Genomic DNA, 21,022 nt, shown 5'->3' with positions numbered 1-21,022 from the left:
TATATCTACTTTTACAACTATGAGCGTATCCAATTAAAAACTAAACTGACACCATACGAAAAACGGTGTCAGTCTGCTTAATTTTATGAAATTCTGCGATAGGGCTTTTTATTTGTGTCCGATTAACGGGTATCAGTTCATTATAATGTGGTGCTTTTTTTTTAAAACAGATGAACCATAATTCGCGAAAATTGCAGGAATTTGACGAATTATGTAGAAATAGGACATAAGTATTCATATTCGTATTATTATATCATTATAAAATAAACTAAGCTAGGGGGGGTAAATGTATGAGGTCAATAAAAACCAGATTAGTAATCTTCTTCAGTATTGTTTTAATTCTATTATGTGCGGTTCTGGGGTATGCTGCCGACAACAGGGCAGCTGCTGCTGTAATGGCTGAAGGAGAACATGGTTTGGAAAGTACGGCAGCAGAGGCATCAATGCTTATTGGGAGCTTTGTAAATCAGAAAATAATTTTAATGGAAGCAATAGCGGCTCAAAAGATACTTACAGATGAAACACCTTGGGAGGAGAAGGTAGCAACTCTTCAGCCCGAAGCTGAAAGGAACGGCTATGAAACCTTTGTTATAGCTGATTTGGCAGGGAATGCTACAAGACTTAAAGGGGATCCGGTAAACGTTGCAGACAGAGCTTATTTCAAGCTGGCTGCAAGTGGAAAGTCAAATGTTTCTGATGTATTAATAAGTAAAGCTACCGGAAAGCCTTCTATAATTGTAGCTGTGCCAATTATTAGGGATAGCGCTGTAGTGAGTGTACTGTATGGTGTTATAGATGGGACAGAGCTCTCAAATATTATAAAACAAATAAAACTTGGAGAAACCGGATATTCATATGTCGTAAATAAAACAGGCGTGTTGATGGCACATCCAAAGGACGAAAATGTATTGACACAGCTTAATCTAATCGCAGATGCGGAGAAAAGGCCAGAACACAAAGAACTTGGTGATATTGTTGCTAATAAGATGGTAAAGGGAGAGACCGGTATTGCTCATTATTATTTTGAAGGCTCCCAGCGAATTGTAGCCTATACACCAGTCGCCGGTACTGAATGGTTCATAGCCATAGCGATTGAAAAAAGTGAAATGCTTGGAAGGATAAAGGAATTGAATACCTGGATGCTGATTCTTTCATCGATTGCAATACTGTTTGGAATTGCTATTACATTTGGGATAAGCATATACATATCAAAACCAATTGTGGATGCCAGCAATTATGCAAAGAAAATAGCTGAGCTGGACATTACTCAGGATGTGTCTGGCTCATTAAAGAAGAGAAAAGATGAATTAGGTGTGCTTGCACATTCCTTCCAGCTTGTTACAGATAATTTAAGGGTTTTTGTTAAGGGAATTGCAGATGCTTCACAGCATGTGGCCTCTTCAGCTGAAGAATTGACTGCTACAAGCCAGCAGGCTGCAACATCTGCTGAAGAAGTTGCGAAAACCATTGAAGAAATGGCGACGGGTGCCGGCGATCAGGCAAGGGATACAGAGGTTGGCGCAGTGAAGGTCAATGAGATAGGTCAGATGATAGCTGAAGAAGAGCTTCAGAGGAAGGTGCTGAACAATGCTGCACTTGAGGTAACAAACCTTAAGGATGAAGGCTTCCAGGCACTTAAAGACCTTGTTGTGAAAACTGAAGCAAGCAGCAAATCCTCTAAAGAAATATATAATGTAGTGCTTAACACAAGTGAAAGCGCTAAAAAAATTGAGAATGCAAGTCAAATGATACGAAACATAGCAGAGCAGACAAACCTGCTTGCATTAAATGCAGCAATAGAAGCAGCTAGAGCTGGGGAAGCCGGAAGAGGCTTTGCAGTTGTTGCTGATGAAATACGAAAGCTGGCAGAGAATTCAAACATGTTCACTAAAGAAATTGAGGAAATAGTGAAGGAACTTACAGATAAGACTAACAGCGCAGTCAGTACGCTGCAAGGAGCAGCTGTTCTGGTGGCTGCACAAACTGAAGGTGTTGAAGTAACAAAAGCAAAGTTCGAAGGAATTTCAGATGCAATTGAGAAGACAAAGGAAGCTATTGTGCAGTTGAATCAAACTGGAGAAGCAATGAATCTGAAGAAGGACGAAATAATCGATGTAATTCAAAACCTGTCTGCTCTTGCAGAAGAGAATGCAGCAGGTACACAGGAGGCTTCCGCATCAGTTGAAGAGCAGACCTCATCAATGGAGCAGATTTCAGGAGCGAGTGAGGAGCTTGCAAAGCTTGCAGAAGATATGCAGAGAAGCATATCGAAATTTAAGTATTAATATAAATTAGTTTTAAAAACACCGTATTTTAAATACGGTGTTTTTTATGGGTTCAAACTATACTATATGATATAATTTAAATATAATGTTTAAAAAATGTAATTTTTGTGGAAGGTGTTATGATGAGTGATATTTTAAGTATTATTAAAGACAGAACTCAGACTTATGAACAGAAGCTGGTGAGTCTGGCACGTGCTGCAGAAAATACTCTTGAGGTGCTGAACGTTTCAAAAGAGGTTCAGGAGTATAAGCGGGAAGGAATTATATGCGATTTGAACGAGGGAAATGCGCCATACAGACCTCGCTATATAGTACCGGATTATAGAAGGTTCATGGAGCAGGGCAGTGAATTCCTTAGACTGAAGCCTGCAAATGATATATGGGAAGCTGCAAACAATCTGCTGATATTATACAGACATGTACCATCAGTTACTACGATGCCTGTTTATGTAGGAAATCTGGATACTTTGCTGGAGCCTTATATCAATGATGAAGAGGAAGCTTATAAGGCTATTAAGCTATTCCTAATGCATTTGGACCGCACTATTACTGATTCGTTTTGTCATGCTAATATTGGCCCGGAGCCGACAACGGCTGGCAGGCTTATTCTGAGGGCAGAGAGGGAGCTTCAGGATGCTGTCCCGAACCTGACAATCAAATACAGTGCGGAGACACCTGACGATTTTGCACTTGAAGCAGTCCGTACTGCGCTTGTATCAGCAAAGCCCAGCTTTGCAAACCACGAAATGTTTGTTGGAGATCTCGGTATCAATTACTCCATAGCAAGCTGCTACAATGGGCTGCCAATAGGCGGAGGAAGCTTCACACTGGTAAGACTGGTGCTTGCAAGATTAGCCAAGAAGGCTGATAATCCAGAGCATTTCTTAAATGAAGTACTACCGGATGCTGTTTCTAAAATGTCAGAATTCATGGATCAGCGCATAAGCTTCATATTAGAAGAAAGCGGCTTCTTTGAAAGCAGCTTCCTTGTAAATGAAGGATTATTGAATAAGGATGCATTTACAGCCATGTTTGGCATGGTAGGGCTTGCAGAATGTGTGAACCATCTGCTTGGGGCGAAGGAGCAGAAGGATAGGTTTGGACATAGTAAAGCTGCTGATGCACTTGGACTTAGAATAATTGAGAGAATGCATCAACTGGTATCAAAGCATACTAATAAATACTGCAAGGCATCTGATGGTCATTTCCTGCTGCATGCGCAGGTAGGAATTGATACTGATTTGGGCATTAGTCCGGGATGCCGTATTCCCATTGGTGATGAGCCGCAGATTCATGAGCATTTGGTGCAAAGCGCGCCCTTTCATAAGTTCTTTCCTTCTGGGATAGGAGATGTATTTAGCTTTGATGAGACTGTAAAGAATAACCCGGAATATTTGCTGGATATTATTAAAGGCGGTTTTTCCGCAGGCTTAAGATATATCTCTTTTTATGCTTCAGACAGTGATTTAATCAGAATAACAGGATACCTTGTTAAAAAGTCAGATATTGAAAGACTTCAGAAAGGCAAGCAGGCTCTTCATGATACTGTTGCATTAGGGCTTGGAGCAGTACAGAACTCTAGAATAATGGAGAGAAAGGTCAGACATAATGGCTAAGGCACTTGTGAACAAGATACTGCCTTTCAGCTCAGTTGATGGTCCTGGCAACCGTATAGCTATATTTTTGCAGGGCTGCAATTATAGATGCCTATATTGCCATAATCCTGAGACAATAAGTCGGTGTACACACTGTGGACTGTGCATATCAGCTTGTCCCTCCAGTTCATTGGACAATATTAATGGAAAAGTGACTTGGAATTCCAGCAGCTGCATAAGCTGTGATGCTTGTCTTGCTGCCTGCCGCAATAAAAGTAGTCCCAAAGCGGTTCTTATGACAGTAGGAGATGTAATGAAAACAGTTGATAAGGTAAGGCCATTCATTTCTGGAATTACTGTTTCCGGAGGCGAGTGTACTTTGCAGAAAGAGTTTCTTGCAGAGTTGTTTTATGAGGTGCATAAATCAAAACTTACAGCCTTTATCGATACTAATGGCAGCATTGATTTTTCGAAAGAGGATATGCTGGTAAATTCTATGGACATGGTGATGCTCGACATTAAGTCCTTTGATGAGGAAGAGCATAGAATGCTGACAGGCATGTCCAATGATTTAGTACTTAAAAATGTCGAATATCTTGCAGGTTTGGGAAAACTATATGAGATAAGGACAGTCATTGTACCGGGTTTGCTTGATAATCATCGCAATGTATGTGAAATAAGCGCGATGATATCGAAGTTGAACCCCGAAATAAAATATAAGCTCATAAAATTCAGGCCGCTGGGTGTTTTTGGAGATATGAAAAAAGTACCCATGCCATCCAATGAGTTAATGGAAGATTTAAAGAAGTCTGCAGAGGAAAAAGGCTGCAGGAATGTAATAGTGGTGTGAAAATGCTAAAAACTGATTGTTGATTAGATTAATATTAGCGTTTATAATAGTGTTACACGAAAGATAAAAAATGTTTCTGAGATATTTGATAAGCTTTTATTTTGAACCTACATCAATGAATCGGGAGTCCTACATCAAATGACGGATATCAAGCCCATAGTAAGTCCTAATGAGGCCGGGGAAGGTAAAAGCATGCTGCGGACACCCACCTATCGAGAGATAGGTGTCAAAATAAGGCGTCGGTATCTTGGTACAATAACGCGCAATAAATAAACCTGAATACGTATGTATTCGGGTTTTTGCTTTTCATATCCCATATATGTTTACATATAATCCCATAATATATAAATAGTGGTTTGTTAAAAAAATGGTTTAGAGATATAATATACATAATATGTAATCAATGTGAAATTACACCATAATCTGAAGTCGCATCTTGATTAGGGGAGGTAAGTGCATTGTTTCAGTTGTCCAAAAAAAAACCTATCTTCGCAAATAACCGTCATTTGTTGTTATTGGCAGCTATAATAATTTGTGGATATGTGGTATCACATTTATTATTTGTAAAGCTGTGGAGTGCAAATTATCAATTCCTGCACACAACTATAGAGCTATTCAGCCTTTTCTTAATGATATTCACTTTCTTCCAGGTATGGAGTACATATTCAGAAGCCAATTGTTTTATTCAATGGGTTGGATCTGGCGCTTTGGCAATGGTAATCTTAAACTTACCTCATATTGTAAATCTTTCCGATGTGATAAATCTACCATATCCCTTAGTTAATTCCCTTATAGATATTTCATTGAAATATGGGGTGTTAACAGCTTTTTTTGAGTTATTAATTTGGCTGCTGCTTAGCTTTTATAAGAGGGGATGTACAATTAACCGGTGGCTGGGTCACCTGCTGTCACTGTGTACAGCTTTGCTGCTGCTGACTGCAGCTATCGGTATAGTGAACTACATCCCTGTTTTTTATATTAAATCAAACATAACCATAAATAAGCATCATGCGGATATATCATTGGCTTTAACCGCGCTCTGCTTGATAGTCATCTATAGGGCAAAGTACATAGAAAGTACGGATGACAGAGAAAAAGCCATGTATAAATATATAATACTTTCCATGAGTGTCTTTATGCCTGCAAGGATATGCTTTGCAATGAGTGATGCAGTAGCATCTCCAGTGCAGTTTATGGGGCACATATTCAAGCTGGCATATCATGGTTTCATTTATTATGGCGTATATAAAACAACAGTTGAATACCCCTATATGCAGGTAAGAAAAGTTAAGGATTTTTATGAAAAGCTGCTAGATAATTCGCCTATTGGAATAATAACCTTCGATTTGGAGGGAGTTATTACTTACACCAGCAAATTGTGCGATAATCTATTCAGATATGAAATGAGAAATCTGTATGGAATAACAATTGAAAAGTTTTTGGGGTCCATAGAGCTTTACGGCTTAAGCAAGCTTGAGCTATTGGAGAAGCTGCCGAAGCTTCAGGATGGAAGCATAACCTTTTATGGGAAGACGTCATTTTCAAATGAACCGGGAGGGAAATTGATTTTTATTGCCATGAAACAGTCCATGGGTATGGCGTTTGCTGTGAGAGATGCAAAAAAAGCACAAGCAATTGAAAATATGCAGCTCCAGACACAGACTGTCCTTGATTCAATGGATAATCTGATTTGCATTCTTGATACAAATAGAAAAGTAGCTATGTGCAATAAAAAGTTTGTGGAAATCACTAATATGAGAACCAATGAAATAATAGGGTTAGACATTATGGAGCTGTCCCGTCTTTTACAGTCCAATCTTAAGGACAGCGCTCATATAAACATTAAGAATGAGAATATGATGCACGGTGAAAAATGGAATATAAGGGCAATGAATGGAGAAATAAAAAAGATAAGTCTCGATAGCTCATCAATCTATGATGTTGATAATGAGAAAATAGGATGGATAATTATAGGCAGAGACATTACCGAGTTTGAGGGAGAACAGGAGAAGATAATACATGGCGAAAAGATGGCAGTAATAGGACAAATGGCTGCTGGACTAGTTCATGAAATAAAAAACCCCCTTGCATCAATTAAAGGCTTATGTCAATTGATGCGCAGCAGAGCCAAACCGGAAAAAGTATCAGAGTATACTTTAGTAATGGAGAGTGCTGTGGATGATATAGGGGAAATAGTATCGGATTTCCTGCAGTTTTCTAAGCCGGCTTCGGGAGATTATATAGAAACAAGTATAAACAATCTGCTGAACTCCCTTGAGATGCTGATATCAAGCAATGCCTACAAGCATGGAATAAAGACCAGATTTTACTATTCCGACACAGAGCAGCCTGTTCTAACGAGCAGTCAGCAGATAAAGAATGCTGTACTTGGAATGGTTGACAATGCTATTGATGCTATGAATGGTGCAATTGATCCCAAATTGGATATCAGCACTGAGCATGATAGAAAAAGCAAGGTGATGCGCATTATCATCAGAGACAATGGAATCGGAATGACTGAGGAGCAGCTTGAAAGCATCGGGACTCCATTCTATACGACTAAACCAAAAGGGACAGGTCTGGGGGTAAGCGTTTTCAAATATATAATCAATGAGCATGGTGGGTCACTCAAGGTCGCTAGTAAATTTGGTGAAGGAACTACATTTATGATTATTCTTCCATGTGCAATAAATAACTAACTATCAGAGCAAGACTGCACTTTTATAGATGTAGTCTTGTTTTTTTTCTTGTGAACAATTTGTTAAATTTCTATTAATTCTCTCTAATTGCCTTGTAAGCTATTGTGTAGAAAGTCTTGTTGTTATATAATATAAAAGGTCTTGTACAAATATAATATTATATGTCAGGGAGGATTCTTATGCCGGATTTGAACCATTTAATACAGGATAATGTCACAATCCAGATAATTTTCAACCTTTTTGGTGGGACAGCCTTACTCATGTATGGTGTTGATTTCATGGGCGGCGGACTGGAAAAGGCCTCAGGGAAAGTGATGAAGAAAATTCTCTCTGTGCTGACAAAGAACATATATGTAGCATTTTTTGTAGGTACGTTTATTACAATGCTGGTGCAAAGCAGTACAGCTATTACAGTAATGACTGTCGGTTTTGTGAATGCAGGTTTGATGAATCTGACCCAGGCAGTGGGGATTATATATGGAACAAACATAGGAACGACTATAACTGCACAGCTTATGTCATTGAAGCTGACTTACATAGCGCTCCCGGTTGTGGCAATAGGCTTCTTCATAATGGCCTTTTCTAAGAAAGATAGCACAAAGAATATTGGTCAGGCACTAATGGGCTTCGGTCTTATGTTCCTTGGATTGAAGACTTTGAACGCCAGTCTGCCTTATATAAAGGACAGTGAGACAGCAAGACAGTTGTTCCTGCAATACGGACAGAGTCCATTCTTAGGATTATTTGTTGGTATGATCGCAACGATGCTTATACACAGCAGTTCTGCTACAGTTGCTTTGACCATATCACTCTTTAGTGCAGACTTGATCAGCTTTCAGGCTGCTATAGGCTTAACGCTTGGTGATAATATAGGAACATGTGTCACAGCTCAGCTGGCAAGTTTGAAAGCAAATACTGCTGCCAGAAGGACTGCATGGGCACATACTCTTTATAATGTAATTGGTGTTGTGATGGCGATTATTGTTCTGAAACCGTTTACAGGTATAATTGAATGGGTCACTTATAATGTGCTTCATGAGCCAAAGGCGTTTCTGGTAGCAAATACACATACTGTTTTCAATGTAATCAGTGCCCTGGTATTCCTTCCAATAACGAAATACTATGTGCAGTTCCTAGAAAAGATCATCCCTGAGAGAAAAAATGAAGAGTATGAGGGTGAGCATTTGGATCGCCTTCTTATTGAAACTCCGGTAGCTGCTTTGAAAGCCGCCACTCAAGAAGTGCTTAATGCAGGAGCGATTGCTAAGAGTATGCTGGAGGACGCTGTTATCAGTTTGATGGATGATGACAGGAATAAGATAAGTACAGTACTTGAAAATGAGGAAAAAATAAACAAAATGCAGGCTGAGATTACCCAGTACCTGGTGGAGATATCTAGGAAAGACCTTGATAGTGATCAATCAGCAAGAATACCGGCACTTATTAACAGTATCAATAACTTTGAAAGAGTCGGAGATCATTGTGAGGATATAATTGAACTGGCACAGCGCAAGATGGAGTTGAGGCTCCAATTCAGTGAGATGGGACTGTGTGAGCTTGACATTCTATACAATGAAATTTCCTTAATGATGAATGAGTGTCTCACAGCGTACACTGAAGACAATGGGGAAATAGCATTGCTGGCTGCATCAAGGGAAGACACAATAGATAACCTGTCCGATGAACTCAAGGAAAAGCATATTCAGAGGTTGGAGGCAGGCACCTGCAATGTACAGTCAGGCATCATATTCCTTGATGCAATCAACCATTTGGAGAGAATTGCTGATCATCTGCATAACATTTGCTTGATAGTTGCAGATAGCGTCAACTCAAAGGAAAATTAGAGCAGCTGATAATAATAGAAAGAAATAATACTCTCGAAATATTAAGGCCGTATAGGTAAATCTATACGGCCTTTTGTCATATTTCTTTGTAATCAATATTTAACATAATTTTCATATATCCATAACCTTTCATAAGCCGATAAGTGATAATATAATATAAGAAAGGAGGTGAGAGAATGAAATATTTAATAGATTATCATGTACACTCCACCTATTCAACCGATGGACACAATACTATAATGGAACTTTGCCAGAGCGCGGTTAACAAAGGAATAAGGGAAATAGCCGTAACAGATCACTTCGAACCATACATTGGAGATGTGAAGTGCCTATATTATGATCAGAAGGGATACTGGGCAGATATCACAAAAGCCAAGCAGGCATTTAAGGGCAAGCTGAAAGTTAAACTAGGCGTAGAACTGGGTCAGCCCCATTTGTTCCCAAAGGTTTCAAGTGCGATTCTTGCAGATTTCCCCTATGATTATGTCATTGCATCTGCACATAAGCTTCCAGAGGGTATGGATGTTTCAGAAGTTGACTATTCCAAAATAAGTGAAGAGGAAATATGCAGCAAATACCTGGAGCAGCTAAAGCAGCTTGTTAATTGGGGTGATTTTGAATGCATCGGCCATCTGGACTTGATTAAAAGGTACAGTGCGGCCGTGTACAAGAAGAACATAACCTTGGCGTGCCAGTATGAGCTTCTGAAGGAAGTACTGCAGCTTGCGATACTTCGTGGGAAGGGCATAGAAATAAACACTTCAGGACTGAGACAGACCCCGAAAGAAACAATGCCGGGCTTGGATGTGCTGAGGCTCTATAAAGAACTGGGAGGCGAGATACTGACCACGGGCTCTGATTCACACTTCGCAGAGGATGTGGGCAAGGGTCTGGCGGAAGCGGAAGAGCTGGCAAGGGAAGCGGGCTTCAGATTCATAACAGTATTCAGCAATAGAAAGCCTGAATGGGTAAGTATTACAGAAGAGAAAAACACCTTCAGCAACATGAAGCAAATTATCAATAGATAAGAAACAGATGCCGGAAGGTGTTTTTTTTATGTCATTTTTTAGAATGCAGGTACAATGGCTCCATCATATTTGTCCTGTATAAACTTTTTCACTTCATCACTTTGCAGGATCTCAATGAGCTTCTGAATTTCAGGCCGTGTTTCATCACCCTTTCTTACTGCAACTAAATTCGCATAGGGAGAATCCTTTCCTTCAATCAACAGTGCATCCTTTGCAGGATTGAGGTTAGCCGGCAGTGCATAATTGGTGTTAATCACCGCTGCCTCCACATCTTCAAGTATTCTTGGAAGCTGTGCCGCTTCAGCCGGTTGTATCTTTATATCCTTTGGATTTTCTGCGATATCTTTCTCGGTTGCTTCTATTCCAACTCCATCAATCAACTTGATAAGGCCGTTTGCCTGAAGCAGCAGCAGTGCTCTTGCGGCATTTGTTGCATCATTGGGTATGGCTATGGTGCTGCCTTCTTTCAATTCCGAAAGGTTCTTAATGCTTTTTGAGTAAAGTCCCAGAGGCTCTATATGTACATTACCTAAAGGGACCAGGTCAAGGTTTCTTTCTTTTATGAAATTATCCAGGTAGGGCTTATGCTGAAAAAAGTTCGCATCCAATTCCTTATCTGCAAGTGCGGTATTAGGCTGTACATAGTCCTGGAACACTACAATCTCAAGCTTGATATTTTCTTTTTCCAGAAGCGGTTTTACAAAATCCAGTATTTCAGCATGAGGGACCGGCGTTGCGCCGATTTTCAATACTATCTGCGCTGGCTCAGCTTGTCCTTGGGTTGTACCGCCTGTTGATGCTGCTTGCTGACTGCATCCTGCAGTGAATGAAAGTACCAGTGATATTGTGATTATTAGACTTATTATTTTTCTCATATTATTCTCTCCTTTAAATTTTAGAATTTGTTTTCCCGGAATGACTGGCCAAGACAACCCGGATAAATATATAAATGTTGCAACAATTTATCTTACTTTTGCAGTTTCCTATACAATGCATTTCCAGCACCCTGCACGGACTGGACGATAATTACAAGTACGATTACAGTTCCTATCATGATGTCTTCCTGAAAACCCTGGTAACCAAACCTGAGTGCCAAGTCCCCAAGACCGCCGCCGCCGATGGCTCCGGCCATTGCCGAATAGCCTATGAGACTAATAACAGTAAGAGTTATACCAGATACAATAGAAGGCAGCGACTCGGGTATCAGCACCTTGAGTATTATCTGGCGGGTATTGGCCCCCATGGAAAGGGCAGCTTCAATAATACCATGGTTAAGCTCATTTATGGAGCTTTCCACCAACCTTGCGAAAAATGGAATCGCTGATATGGTGAGGGGTACTATTGCTGCCGTAGTGCCGATTCTCTTACCCACAATGAGCTTACAGAGTGGGAATACTGCTATCATAAGTATTATAAAAGGCAAGGATCTTGTGATATTAATCAATATATTTAAAGCCTTGTTGAGTATTGGGCGCTCCCACAGGTTTCCCCGCTCACTGATTGCCACAATTACACCAAGAGGAAGACCAAAGACTACCGATAGAAGAGTTGAGAGGAGTACCATATAAATTGTTTCTCCTAAGGGTCCAGGGACTAAGGCTATAAGCTTGGTTACTGATTCTAATATGTTCATTAGTTAATCACCTCGACTATGAGATTTTGTGAAGACAAGTGTGATATTGCACCCGCTAGCACGGCGCCTTCGCCTTTAATGGCTATAATGAGCTGCCCATAAGACTTTCCCTGGATATTACTTATGTGCCCAGACATTATATTCACTTCTACTGCAAATTTCCTTATGGTATCAGAAATAATCGGCTTTCCTGCACTGTCATTGGGAAAGGTTACCTTGACCAGCTTACTGCCTTTATCAATGACGTATAAGCTCTCATCAATTTCTGTACTTATGTCCTTAACGAAGTTTTTGGTCACATGATCAGCAGGGTTGGAGAATATATCATAGGTATTGCCCTGCTCAACCAGTCTGCCATCAGATATTACGGCAACCTTGTTGCATACTTCCTTGATTACCTCCATTTGATGAGTGATTATCACGATTGTAATGCCTAAGGATTCATTTATGGTTTTCAGCAATCTCAGTATGGACTTGGTAGTAGTGGGATCAAGAGCGGAGGTTGCTTCATCACAGAGCAGTATATCGGGCTTTGTCGCTAATGCTCTGGCTATTGCTATTCTCTGCTTCTGCCCACCGCTAAGCTGGCTTGGAAAGGCATGACTCTTATCCTGCAAGTCAACCAGCTCAAGCAGTTCCTCAACTCTTTTCTGGATATATCTCTTGTCCTGACCGGCTATTTCCAAGGGAAAGGCAATGTTTCTGCTGCAGGTTCTTCTGCTTAGCAGGTTGAAATGCTGGAATATCATCCCTATCCTGCGGCGCAGGGCTGTGAGCTCAGACTTATCCATGGCTGTTACATCTGTTTTATCTATGTATATTTTCCCTGAGGTAGGCTCCTCAAGTCTGTTTATGCATCTCACAAGCGTCGATTTGCCGGCGCCTGATAAACCGATAATCCCGAATATATCACCTCTTTCAATTTTTATGCTGATGTCCTTCAAAGCATGGACATTACAGCTCTTGTCTTTGAAAACCTTGCTTAATGCGTTAATCTCTATCATCATATACCTCCAAATAATACAAAATGAAAGCCCTCTTTCATGATAAAAGAGGACTTAACAGACCTCTCTTATCTTTCAGCTTTAGCTGCTGGATTTAGCACCTCGCTTACGCAGGTTGCCGGGTATCATAGGGCCAGTCCCTCCACCACTCTCGATAAGAGTAAATTGCTATTCAGTTTTGTTTAATTAAAAAGCCTCTTCTGAAAAACAGAAGAGGCATATAATACGCATTTCCTATCTTGCAGCTTTAGCTGCTGGATTTGGCACCTCGCTTACGCAGGTTGCCGGGCTTCATAGGGCCAGTCCCTCCACCACTCTTGATAGAACAATATTCAATTGGATTAGGTTTATAATACAGGTTAGAAGTGATTATGTCAATATATTATTAAATAATTTTTTGTGGGAATTTATTACAAACCAATTTATGCGCATTCTGAATTTTTACAGTTTTTCAATACTAACCTCAGTTCGTCACCTGATATTGTCTCTTTATCCAGCAATAATTCAGTGACTCGTTTCAATTCTCTCTTATGCTGCAGCAGCAGCTCACGAGTCTCATTTTCTGCTTCTCTCAGTATTGCAGTGATAGCAGAATGAAGTTGATCCTTTGGTATATCTTCTACTGATATGATCCCCAACTCCGACATTCCGCTGTAAATGATTTGCTTTGCCATATCGGAAGCATGCTTAAAATCGCTAGAGCCGCCAGTGCTCCTGTTTTCAAATATTACCTCCTCGGAGAGAGTACCTGCCAAAGCAACTGCGATTCTTGATTTAAGATGATCATAGGTATATAGATACATATCATTTTCCTGTGTCTGACGTACGTAGCCAAGAGCATTGCTTCTGGATGCTACATTGACGCTGGCGACAGAGGCGGGAAGCTTAAGCTCACCAATAATCGCATGACCTGATTCATGTACTGCTATTCTGTGCTTTTCTTCCTTGCTGGGAAGTCTGTCCAGCTTTTCCCCCATCATTACCTTTTCAATCGCGCTTCGGAAATGTAGAGGGGTAATCTTATCAGAGTCTTCACGCATTGCGAGAATGGCCGCCTCATTTGTAACGCTTTCCAGCTGCGCCCCGGAAAAACCGAAGGTGTCCTTCGCCAGAGCATCAATGGAAACATCTTCTGCAAGGGGCTTGTTTTTCGCATGCAGCTTAAGGATGTGCAATCTACCTTTCTTATCAGGCAAATCAACCTTAACCAGACGGTCAAACCTACCGGGGCGGAGCAAGGCTGAATCCAGCATATCAACACGGTTGGTGGCTCCGATTATGAGGATCTTGATATCCTCATTTGAGGATACGCCATCCATTTGCACCAGAAGCTCGTTCAAGGTCTGATCATGCTCCTGATGTCCGTTATTTGATCCTCTTGCTCCTCCGAGCACCTCTATTTCATCGATGAAAATGACAGCACTAGGTTTTTTGAGTTTTTTCGCTGCCTGCCTTGCTTGATCAAAAAGCTTACGTACCCTCTGAGCTCCAACGCCCACATACATTTCTACAAATTCTGAGCCGCTGGCAGATAAGAACACTGAGTTGGTGAACTGTGCAGCCGCTTTTGCCAGCAAAGTCTTTCCTGTGCCTGGAGGCCCACTGAGCAATATTCCTTTTAACGGACGTATCCCCAAGTGCTTTATCTGCTCATCACTTTTCATGAATTCAAGAGCCTCGCAAAGCTCATTCTTGGCAACCTCCTGGCCTCCAATATCATCAAAGGAAATTGAAGAGACATTTCGCTCTACAGAAGTGAAGTCAGTACGTTTACTCTGCTGCTTGCTGGAATTGAGATAGTAAGCTGCACCTATAAGCCCTGCGAAGAATAGCAGAGGGAGTATATTTATGCCTTTAAGCGTAAGAAATATCAGTATTCCTGCTGCTGCTCCTGCGATAATCTCCTTGTTTTTCATTAGAAATTCCCTCCTAACCTGTCAGAATGCCGGGAGACCACAGTATACAAAGAGCTGTCATTCTTGGTCAGCTGAAGATATATGTATTTCTCATCAACATAAACCTTTGCCGCAGCTCCTGTGGCGCCAGCCTTCTCCTGAACTTTTTCTTCAAGCAGCGGAAAATCTCCGTCTACAATAGCTTTCTGAATATAGTAGTGAATATCATAATATGACTCTTCCAGCTCTGGAGAACGGTTATCCTTTATCTCCAAGTTAAATTTTTTATTTTTTAATGTCTTTTCAATTTTACTGTCGATATCTCCATATGTTTTTTGAAGATTGGCCGTATTATTGAGGGTGACATATATATTAATTGTGTCATTTATATTATTACTGTCATCCCAAGTAACCTTTTCCACCCCTTCAATGCCATGCAATACTTTGTCTAAAGGCTGGTCAACGGCGTAGTCATGCCAAATTGCTTGTCCTACATACAAGCAGGCTACTGTAATGATTAATGCAATACAGCCCTTTAGGAGCTGAATGTATTTCTTATCCATAACGAACCTCCATATCTAAAATGGTTTACATAACATTATAACATATGAGATAATGCACACCAACGTAAGATTTTAACATATTGATTGACTAGAAAGCTGTGACGTTAATAAGCACTAGTATAGCAATTTTAATAATGAATATAATATATAGTGGTTGATAAATTTGTATGTTCTGCATATTAAATATTGCAGAAGAAAGGAGATCTAGGAATATGGATAGATTAGCACTTATTTTAGTGATTGTCGGTGCGTTGAACTGGTTATTGGTCGGGCTCTTTCAGTTTGACCTGGTAGCAGCTCTCTTTGGAGGGCAGGATGCATTACTCAGCAGGCTTGTTTATACCCTAGTGGGCGTTGCTGGTATTTGGTCTGTCAGTTTGCTTTTCAGAGATCGTGATAAAGCAGGAACCCATAATAGGGACAGAGCATAGAACCTGAAAAAATCATTTTCGCTAAGCAAATAGAATCTCGGAGAGACGAGGTTCTATTTTTGTTGTCTTAAATTAGATTAGTGTATCATAAAGAAATACACTATATGGTATAACCAAGTTGAGCGCGCCATTGAAATGTTCGGTAAACAAAGATAAACAAAGCGCTACCAGCTATTAAGATTATTGATGCTACTATGGTAAATCTGCCATTTAACCTTGTAAGGTATATCGTTATAACAATAAACAGAAACCTCCAGTAATGGAGATAAATTAAATAAATTTCAAAAGTCTGTTTGCTTATTGTGAATATTATGATAATATAATAGGCATACGGTATGACACTACTGCGTACTATAATGTAGGACAATATAAGAATTATAGATGATATATCTAAGACAATATACATAATAAATCCGGCAAATTTGATATCCGATTATAAAAAATAGTATTAATTAACTTATCATGCAATAGATAGTCTTGAAGCATTATTCAAGTAATTTGGGTAATAGCTATTAATAGAAAACTTTTAGAAAGGAGGAATAAGTTTACCGGATGCATCTCAAATAATACTAATAAATAGGAGGATGGCTAATAATGAAAAAGAAAAATTTATGTCTAGCACTGGGTGTATTCATGCTTATGACAGTTCTTTTCTCAGGTTGTTCAAATCCTGCATCATCGGCAACGTCATCATCACCAGCTTCAGAAGTCGTCAAAGTCGGCTTTATGGGGCCTCTAACTGGTGATTCAAGTGTTTACGGCGAAAGCAGCTTAAATGCTGTAAATATGTATTTCGAAAAAGTAAATAAAAACGGTGGTCTTTTAGGCAAGCAAGTACAAATCGTTTCATACGATACAAAAGGCGACTCTACTGAAGCTGTAAATGTTGTAAAAAGATTGACAGGTCAAGATAAAGTAATTGGTATTATTGGACCTAATGGTAGTGGACAAGCTATTCCGATTTCCAGTGTTTTAGAGGAAATGAAGATTCCGGATATTTCAGAAATAGCAACGAATCCAAAAGTAACTGTTTTAGATGGAAAGATTAAGCCATTTAACTTCAGAGCATGCTTTATCGATCCATATCAAGGTTCAGTTGCAGCTGGTTTTGCAGTTGATGTTTTAAAATCTAAAAAGGCAGCGATACTGTACGATATAGGCGACGACTATTCAACAGGACTCACTCAATTCTTCGAAGAAACTTATAAAGCAAAAGGCGGAGAAATAGTTGCAAAAGAAGCTTGGAAAACAGGGGAAGTTGATTTTAGAGCACAGTTGACAAAGATAAAGGCAACACAACCGGATGTTATATTTATGCCATACTTATTTAAAGAAGTTTCTTTAAGTGCAAGACAAGCAAGAGAATTAGGAATAACAGCAACATTTTTAGGCAGTGATACATGGCCGTCAGAGCAGTTGCTTACAATGGGCGGTGATGCAATAGAAAACTCATACTTTGTTAACCATCTGGATATGGAAGATCCTTCAGTTAAAAGTTTCGTCGACGAATATAAAGCAAAGTTTGGAAAGGCTCCTGAAATAACCGGATTCCTGGCAACAGATGCAAGTGCTATGCTGGAGGATGCTGTAAAGAGAGCTAATAGCTTTGATGGAGTGAAAATTAAAGACGCACTAGAAACTACAAATATAAGCGGTATTACAGGCAATATAAAGATTGGGAAAGATACACATAACCCTGAAGGAAAAGAAGCAGCCATCATTAAGATAACTGGAGGAAAGTTTGTATTCCAACAGAAGTATACTCCACAATAAATCTTAGTGGACCTGCTGTTGCTTTCAATTTAACATTGCAACCCTTGTAATACAAGGGTTGCAATTCACTCAACATAAGTAATCTTTATATAGGAGAAATGTTTATGTATAATTTCTTACAGCAGTTGATTAACGGATTATCCATTGGTGGTGTCTATGCCCTCATGGCTGTTGGATATTCACTTGTATACAGCATAATGAATTTTTCCAATTTTGCTCATGGCGGCGTTATTATGTTTGGAGCATATTTCGGTTTTTTCTTTATAACTTTATTTAAATTTTCATTTCCTGTCGCTTTTATCGTTTCCGGTATATGCGCAGGGTTATTAGCTGTTCTTATAGAAAGGGTAGCTTATAAGCCTTTAAGAAATAGGAATGCACCATTTCTATATTTTATAATTTCAGCAATGGGCATATCAATTTTCTTGGAAAACATCGTAATAGCGACTATTGGTCCTTCATTTAGGACATATCCGGAAATACTTTCATCAAAACCAATCCAATTAGGGTTACTCTCTATAGGAAGAATTGACTTGATGATGTTCATAATTTCAGCAATTTGTCTGGGGATACTTGTCTACATGATAGATTTTACAAAGGTTGGTAAGGCTATTCAGGCAACTGCATATAATGCAAAGGCCAGTTCGCTGATGGGCATTAATACTGACGTTATTATCTTAATTGTATTTGTCGTCGGTGGGATATTGGCAGGTTTTGCAGGTGTATTATTTGGTATGAAATATACAGTATATCCTCAGATTGGGAACATTACAATAAAATCTTTTATAGCAGCGGTTTTTGGCGGTTTGGGCAGTATTCAGGGCGCAGTGTTAGGTTCAGTGCTGCTGGCGATAATTGAAACTTTGACTTCAGGTTACTTATCTTCTCAATATCGTGATCTAATTGCATTTGTGCTGCTAATCTTTATTCTTGTTGTAAGACCTATGGGACTTATGGGTAAGATTACAGAAGATAAGGCTTAAAGGGGGGTAGTAGATGGATTTTAGTTGGTATTATATAAAAGGAATATTGGCTCTTGCTGGAATATATGTACTCCCAGTTCTTGGTCTTTCCCTTCTAACAGGCTTTACAGGACTTTTTTCTTTTGGACATGCAGGGTTTATGGCAATCGGGGGTTATACATCAGCATTTATGATGATCAAATTGCATATGCCAATTTTACCTTCTTTATTAATGGGGGGACTAGTGGCAGCACTCTTTAGCCTCATAATTGGTAAATTTACTTTGAATTTAAAAGGGGATTATTTTTGTATTGCCACCCTTGGATTTGGTGAAGCCATCAGACTTATTCTGGATAATACTGCGTATTTTGGCGGGGCAAGAGGATGGCCAGGAGTTCCAAGCCTGAATAATAGTCTATTTCTTGTTGTGAGTATGGATATTATTGGTATTATTATACTGGTTAATATTATCCATTCAAGACATGGAAGAAATATGGTTGCCATCAGAGAAGAAGAGTTGGCATCCCAAGTTATCGGGATTAATGTATTTAAATATAAGATGATTTCACTGCTAATAAGTGCTTTTTATGCTGGTGTCGGTGGAGGCCTGCTTGGCTCTTATCTCACCTTTCTCCAGCCTAAAATATTCACCCTTACTCGCTCAACGGAACTGATCATCATGGTTATTTTCGGAGGGCTTGGCAGTATCTCCGGCAGCGTCCTCGGTGCCCTGGTTCTTGTATCTTTGCCGGAACTGCTGAGAGATTTTGCAAGATGGAGATTGGTAGTATATGGAGTAGCAGTTGTTTTCATTATGATTTCAAGGCCGCAAGGACTTATGGGTGGTAAGGAACTTAGTTTGAAAGGTTTAAAAGTTCTATTCAACAAAATAAGTAGTAAACGCATTTCTATGAGCAAGCCTTTAGACAAAGGAGGCGAGTAGTTATGGCTTTACTGGAAATAAAAAATTTGACTAAGACCTTTGGAGGTCTTACTGCAGTAAACGATGTGAGTTTTAAGATTGAGAAAGGCAGTATATCAGGGCTGATAGGTCCCAACGGTGCTGGGAAGACGACAATATTTAACCTGATAACAGGCGTATATAAAGTGACTTCAGGCCAAATCGTGTTTGAAGGAAAGGATATAGCAAATCTTCAGCCTTATAAAGTTGCAGATTCCGGTATTACAAGAACCTTTCAAAATATAAGATTGTTCAAAAAACTGACTGTTTACGAAAACATATTAACGGCTTGCCATTATAATGCGGAATATTCAATCGGCGAAGCTATATTGTTTGGCTCACTTCCAAGTTCTCTGAAAATGAAGACGCGCTTTGGCAGAGAGGAAGCTATATTAGCAGAGCAGGCTCAAAATTTGCTAGAGATTTTAGAACTTGACGACAGAAGAGATATCGTCGCAAATAATCTTCCTTACGGTTTGCAAAGAAGGCTGGAAATTGCGCGTGCACTTGCTTTAAATCCAAAGCTTTTGCTTTTGGATGAACCTGCTGCCGGTATGAATCCTGATGAAACTGACAGGTTAACGGAATTAATAAAACAGGTTAGAGAAAAGTTTGATTTATCAGTGCTATTGATTGATCACCATATGGACTTGGTTATGCGTATATGCGAGAACATAACTGTTTTGAATTTTGGCTGTAAGCTGGCAGATGGACCCTGTGATGTTATACAAAATGACCCCAAAGTTCAAGAAGCCTATTTGGGAGGTGAGTGACACAATGTTAAAAGTAAATAATTTGCATGTCTACTATGGTGGCATTCATGCTCTCCGAGGCATCAATGTTGAAGTGAATGCAGGAGAAATAGTTGCAATTATTGGATCGAATGGGGCTGGAAAGTCTACTCTTTTGAATACAATATCCGGGCTTTTAAGACCAAAAGAGGGAGAAATATTTTTTAAAGATGAGAAGTTGGGAATGGCTCCCCATAAAATAGTAAGAAAAGGATTGTGCCAGGTACCTGAAGGAAGATTGATATTTGCAAATCTGAGTGTAAAGGACAATCTTATGTTGGGTGCTTATTTAAGAAAAGATACAAAGAAAATAGCTGCTGATTTGGAAAATATTTTTGATATATTTCCTCGACTGAAAGAAAGGGAAAATCAATCGGCAGGCACATTGTCGGGTGGCGAGCAACAAATGCTTGCAATGGGACGAGGTTTAATGAGTAATCCCGAGCTTATTATGTTAGACGAACCATCCCTGGGGCTTGCGCCACTTCTGGTCAATACCATCTTTGACATAATAAAAAATATCAAAGAAATGGGTAAAACTATTCTATTGGTGGAACAAAATGCATATAAAGCACTGAAAATTGCTGACAGTGCATATGTTCTAGAACAAGGTGTTTTAACAATGAATGGTTCTGCACAGGATATTGCAAATAACCCAAAGGTTAGAGAAGCGTATCTTGGTTCAAAAAGATAAGACAAAAAATTGTA

17 protein-coding genes, 1 other RNA gene and 2 riboswitches are annotated in these 21,022 nt (G+C 39.6%); of the genes, 13 read left to right on the top strand and 5 right to left on the bottom strand.

The window, feature by feature from the left end:
* Positions 1–290: 290 nt before the first annotated feature.
* The 7 genes from VEB00_10475 to VEB00_10445 all read left to right on the top strand — a co-directional run bounded on the left by VEB00_10475 (position 291) and on the right by VEB00_10445 (position 10,301).
* On the top strand, positions 291–2,285 hold the full coding sequence (locus tag VEB00_10475) for a methyl-accepting chemotaxis protein (GenBank protein HYF83435.1): 1,995 nt from the start codon (positions 291–293) through the stop codon (positions 2,283–2,285).
* Positions 2,286–2,407: 122 nt separating this feature from the next.
* Positions 2,408–3,901: a YjjI family glycine radical enzyme gene (locus tag VEB00_10470; GenBank protein HYF83434.1), complete on the top strand. Its 1,494-nt coding sequence runs from the start codon at positions 2,408–2,410 to the stop codon at positions 3,899–3,901.
* Positions 3,894–4,730 carry a YjjW family glycine radical enzyme activase gene (locus VEB00_10465; protein ID HYF83433.1) on the top strand — a complete coding sequence of 279 codons (837 nt, stop codon included), beginning with the start codon at positions 3,894–3,896 and terminating at the stop codon, positions 4,728–4,730. The genes VEB00_10470 and VEB00_10465 overlap by 8 nt, the downstream gene beginning before the upstream one ends.
* Before the next feature lie 70 nt (positions 4,731–4,800).
* A non-coding RNA gene (gene ssrS / locus VEB00_10460) (6S RNA) lies at positions 4,801–4,988 on the top strand.
* A gap of 284 nt (positions 4,989–5,272) precedes the next feature.
* Positions 5,273–7,429, top strand: a complete 2,157-nt coding sequence (locus VEB00_10455; protein HYF83432.1) for an ATP-binding protein — start codon at positions 5,273–5,275, stop codon at positions 7,427–7,429.
* A gap of 179 nt (positions 7,430–7,608) precedes the next feature.
* On the top strand, positions 7,609–9,273 hold the full coding sequence (locus VEB00_10450; GenBank protein HYF83431.1) for a Na/Pi cotransporter family protein: 1,665 nt from the start codon (positions 7,609–7,611) through the stop codon (positions 9,271–9,273).
* Positions 9,274–9,449: 176 nt separating this feature from the next.
* Positions 9,450–10,301: a histidinol-phosphatase HisJ family protein gene (locus tag VEB00_10445; protein ID HYF83430.1), complete on the top strand. Its 852-nt coding sequence runs from the start codon at positions 9,450–9,452 to the stop codon at positions 10,299–10,301.
* 38 nt (positions 10,302–10,339) lie between these two features.
* Here VEB00_10445 and VEB00_10440 read toward each other — a convergent pair whose 3' ends face one another.
* The 5 genes from VEB00_10440 to VEB00_10420 all read right to left on the bottom strand — a co-directional run bounded on the left by VEB00_10440 (position 10,340) and on the right by VEB00_10420 (position 15,396).
* A complete protein-coding gene (locus VEB00_10440; GenBank protein ID HYF83429.1) occupies positions 10,340–11,176 on the bottom strand; it encodes a MetQ/NlpA family ABC transporter substrate-binding protein in 837 nt (278 codons plus the stop codon).
* Between the two features lie 92 nt (positions 11,177–11,268).
* Positions 11,269–11,934, bottom strand: coding sequence for a methionine ABC transporter permease (locus VEB00_10435; protein ID HYF83428.1), 666 nt, complete (start codon positions 11,932–11,934; stop codon positions 11,269–11,271).
* A complete protein-coding gene (locus VEB00_10430; GenBank protein ID HYF83427.1) occupies positions 11,934–12,938 on the bottom strand; it encodes an ATP-binding cassette domain-containing protein in 1,005 nt (334 codons plus the stop codon). The genes VEB00_10435 and VEB00_10430 overlap by 1 nt, the downstream gene beginning before the upstream one ends.
* 65 nt (positions 12,939–13,003) lie before the next feature.
* A riboswitch (SAM riboswitch) is annotated at positions 13,004–13,099 on the bottom strand.
* 70 nt (positions 13,100–13,169) lie between these two features.
* Positions 13,170–13,265: riboswitch (SAM riboswitch) on the bottom strand.
* A gap of 95 nt (positions 13,266–13,360) precedes the next feature.
* Positions 13,361–14,854: an AAA family ATPase gene (locus VEB00_10425; GenBank protein ID HYF83426.1), complete on the bottom strand. Its 1,494-nt coding sequence runs from the start codon at positions 14,852–14,854 to the stop codon at positions 13,361–13,363.
* Positions 14,854–15,396 carry a hypothetical protein gene (locus VEB00_10420; GenBank protein ID HYF83425.1) on the bottom strand — a complete coding sequence of 181 codons (543 nt, stop codon included), beginning with the start codon at positions 15,394–15,396 and terminating at the stop codon, positions 14,854–14,856. The genes VEB00_10425 and VEB00_10420 overlap by 1 nt, the downstream gene beginning before the upstream one ends.
* Positions 15,397–15,608: 212 nt before the next feature.
* Here VEB00_10420 and VEB00_10415 point away from each other — a divergent pair, with 212 nt between their 5' ends.
* The 6 genes from VEB00_10415 (at position 15,609) to VEB00_10390 (ending at position 21,008) form a co-directional block, all read left to right on the top strand.
* Positions 15,609–15,827 (top strand): DUF378 domain-containing protein, encoded by a 219-nt coding sequence (locus VEB00_10415; GenBank protein HYF83424.1) that lies wholly within the window; start codon positions 15,609–15,611, stop codon positions 15,825–15,827.
* A 594-nt stretch (positions 15,828–16,421) separates the two neighbouring features.
* The gene (locus VEB00_10410; protein HYF83423.1) at positions 16,422–17,600 is read left to right on the top strand and encodes an ABC transporter substrate-binding protein; all 1,179 of its coding nucleotides are present in this window, start codon (positions 16,422–16,424) and stop codon (positions 17,598–17,600) included.
* Positions 17,601–17,704: 104 nt separating this feature from the next.
* Positions 17,705–18,583 (top strand): branched-chain amino acid ABC transporter permease, encoded by an 879-nt coding sequence (locus VEB00_10405; GenBank protein HYF83422.1) that lies wholly within the window; start codon positions 17,705–17,707, stop codon positions 18,581–18,583.
* A gap of 13 nt (positions 18,584–18,596) precedes the next feature.
* Entirely contained in the window at positions 18,597–19,505 is a 909-nt protein-coding gene (locus VEB00_10400) for a branched-chain amino acid ABC transporter permease (GenBank protein ID HYF83421.1), read from the top strand.
* A gap of 2 nt (positions 19,506–19,507) precedes the next feature.
* The gene (locus tag VEB00_10395) at positions 19,508–20,296 is read left to right on the top strand and encodes an ABC transporter ATP-binding protein (GenBank protein HYF83420.1); all 789 of its coding nucleotides are present in this window, start codon (positions 19,508–19,510) and stop codon (positions 20,294–20,296) included.
* Between the two features lie 4 nt (positions 20,297–20,300).
* Positions 20,301–21,008, top strand: coding sequence for an ABC transporter ATP-binding protein (locus VEB00_10390; protein ID HYF83419.1), 708 nt, complete (start codon positions 20,301–20,303; stop codon positions 21,006–21,008).
* Positions 21,009–21,022 lie beyond the last annotated feature (14 nt).

This window comes from Clostridia bacterium, from assembly GCA_035628995.1.
In the GTDB taxonomy this organism is placed as follows: Bacteria; Bacillota; Clostridia; order Lutisporales; family Lutisporaceae; genus BRH-c25.
This window is presented reverse-complemented; position numbering and strand designations above follow the sequence as displayed.

Excerpts from the sequence above, each read along its gene's own strand:
- VEB00_10475 (HYF83435.1), top strand. The coding sequence starts at position 291 with ATGAGGTCAATAAAAACCAGATTAGTAATCTTCTTCAGTATTGTTTTA.
- VEB00_10435 (HYF83428.1), bottom strand. The coding sequence starts at position 11,934 with ATGAACATATTAGAATCAGTAACCAAGCTTATAGCCTTAGTCCCTGGA.
- VEB00_10445 (HYF83430.1), top strand. The coding sequence starts at position 9,450 with ATGAAATATTTAATAGATTATCATGTACACTCCACCTATTCAACCGAT.
- VEB00_10465 (HYF83433.1), top strand. The coding sequence starts at position 3,894 with ATGGCTAAGGCACTTGTGAACAAGATACTGCCTTTCAGCTCAGTTGAT.
- VEB00_10425 (HYF83426.1), bottom strand. The coding sequence starts at position 14,854 with ATGAAAAACAAGGAGATTATCGCAGGAGCAGCAGCAGGAATACTGATA.
- VEB00_10440 (HYF83429.1), bottom strand. The coding sequence starts at position 11,176 with ATGAGAAAAATAATAAGTCTAATAATCACAATATCACTGGTACTTTCA.
- VEB00_10405 (HYF83422.1), top strand. The coding sequence starts at position 17,705 with ATGTATAATTTCTTACAGCAGTTGATTAACGGATTATCCATTGGTGGT.
- VEB00_10415 (HYF83424.1), top strand. The coding sequence starts at position 15,609 with ATGGATAGATTAGCACTTATTTTAGTGATTGTCGGTGCGTTGAACTGG.
- VEB00_10420 (HYF83425.1), bottom strand. The coding sequence starts at position 15,396 with ATGGATAAGAAATACATTCAGCTCCTAAAGGGCTGTATTGCATTAATC.
- VEB00_10430 (HYF83427.1), bottom strand. The coding sequence starts at position 12,938 with ATGATAGAGATTAACGCATTAAGCAAGGTTTTCAAAGACAAGAGCTGT.
- VEB00_10390 (HYF83419.1), top strand. The coding sequence starts at position 20,301 with ATGTTAAAAGTAAATAATTTGCATGTCTACTATGGTGGCATTCATGCT.
- VEB00_10410 (HYF83423.1), top strand. The coding sequence starts at position 16,422 with ATGAAAAAGAAAAATTTATGTCTAGCACTGGGTGTATTCATGCTTATG.
- VEB00_10400 (HYF83421.1), top strand. The coding sequence starts at position 18,597 with ATGGATTTTAGTTGGTATTATATAAAAGGAATATTGGCTCTTGCTGGA.
- VEB00_10450 (HYF83431.1), top strand. The coding sequence starts at position 7,609 with ATGCCGGATTTGAACCATTTAATACAGGATAATGTCACAATCCAGATA.
- VEB00_10470 (HYF83434.1), top strand. The coding sequence starts at position 2,408 with ATGAGTGATATTTTAAGTATTATTAAAGACAGAACTCAGACTTATGAA.
- VEB00_10395 (HYF83420.1), top strand. The coding sequence starts at position 19,508 with ATGGCTTTACTGGAAATAAAAAATTTGACTAAGACCTTTGGAGGTCTT.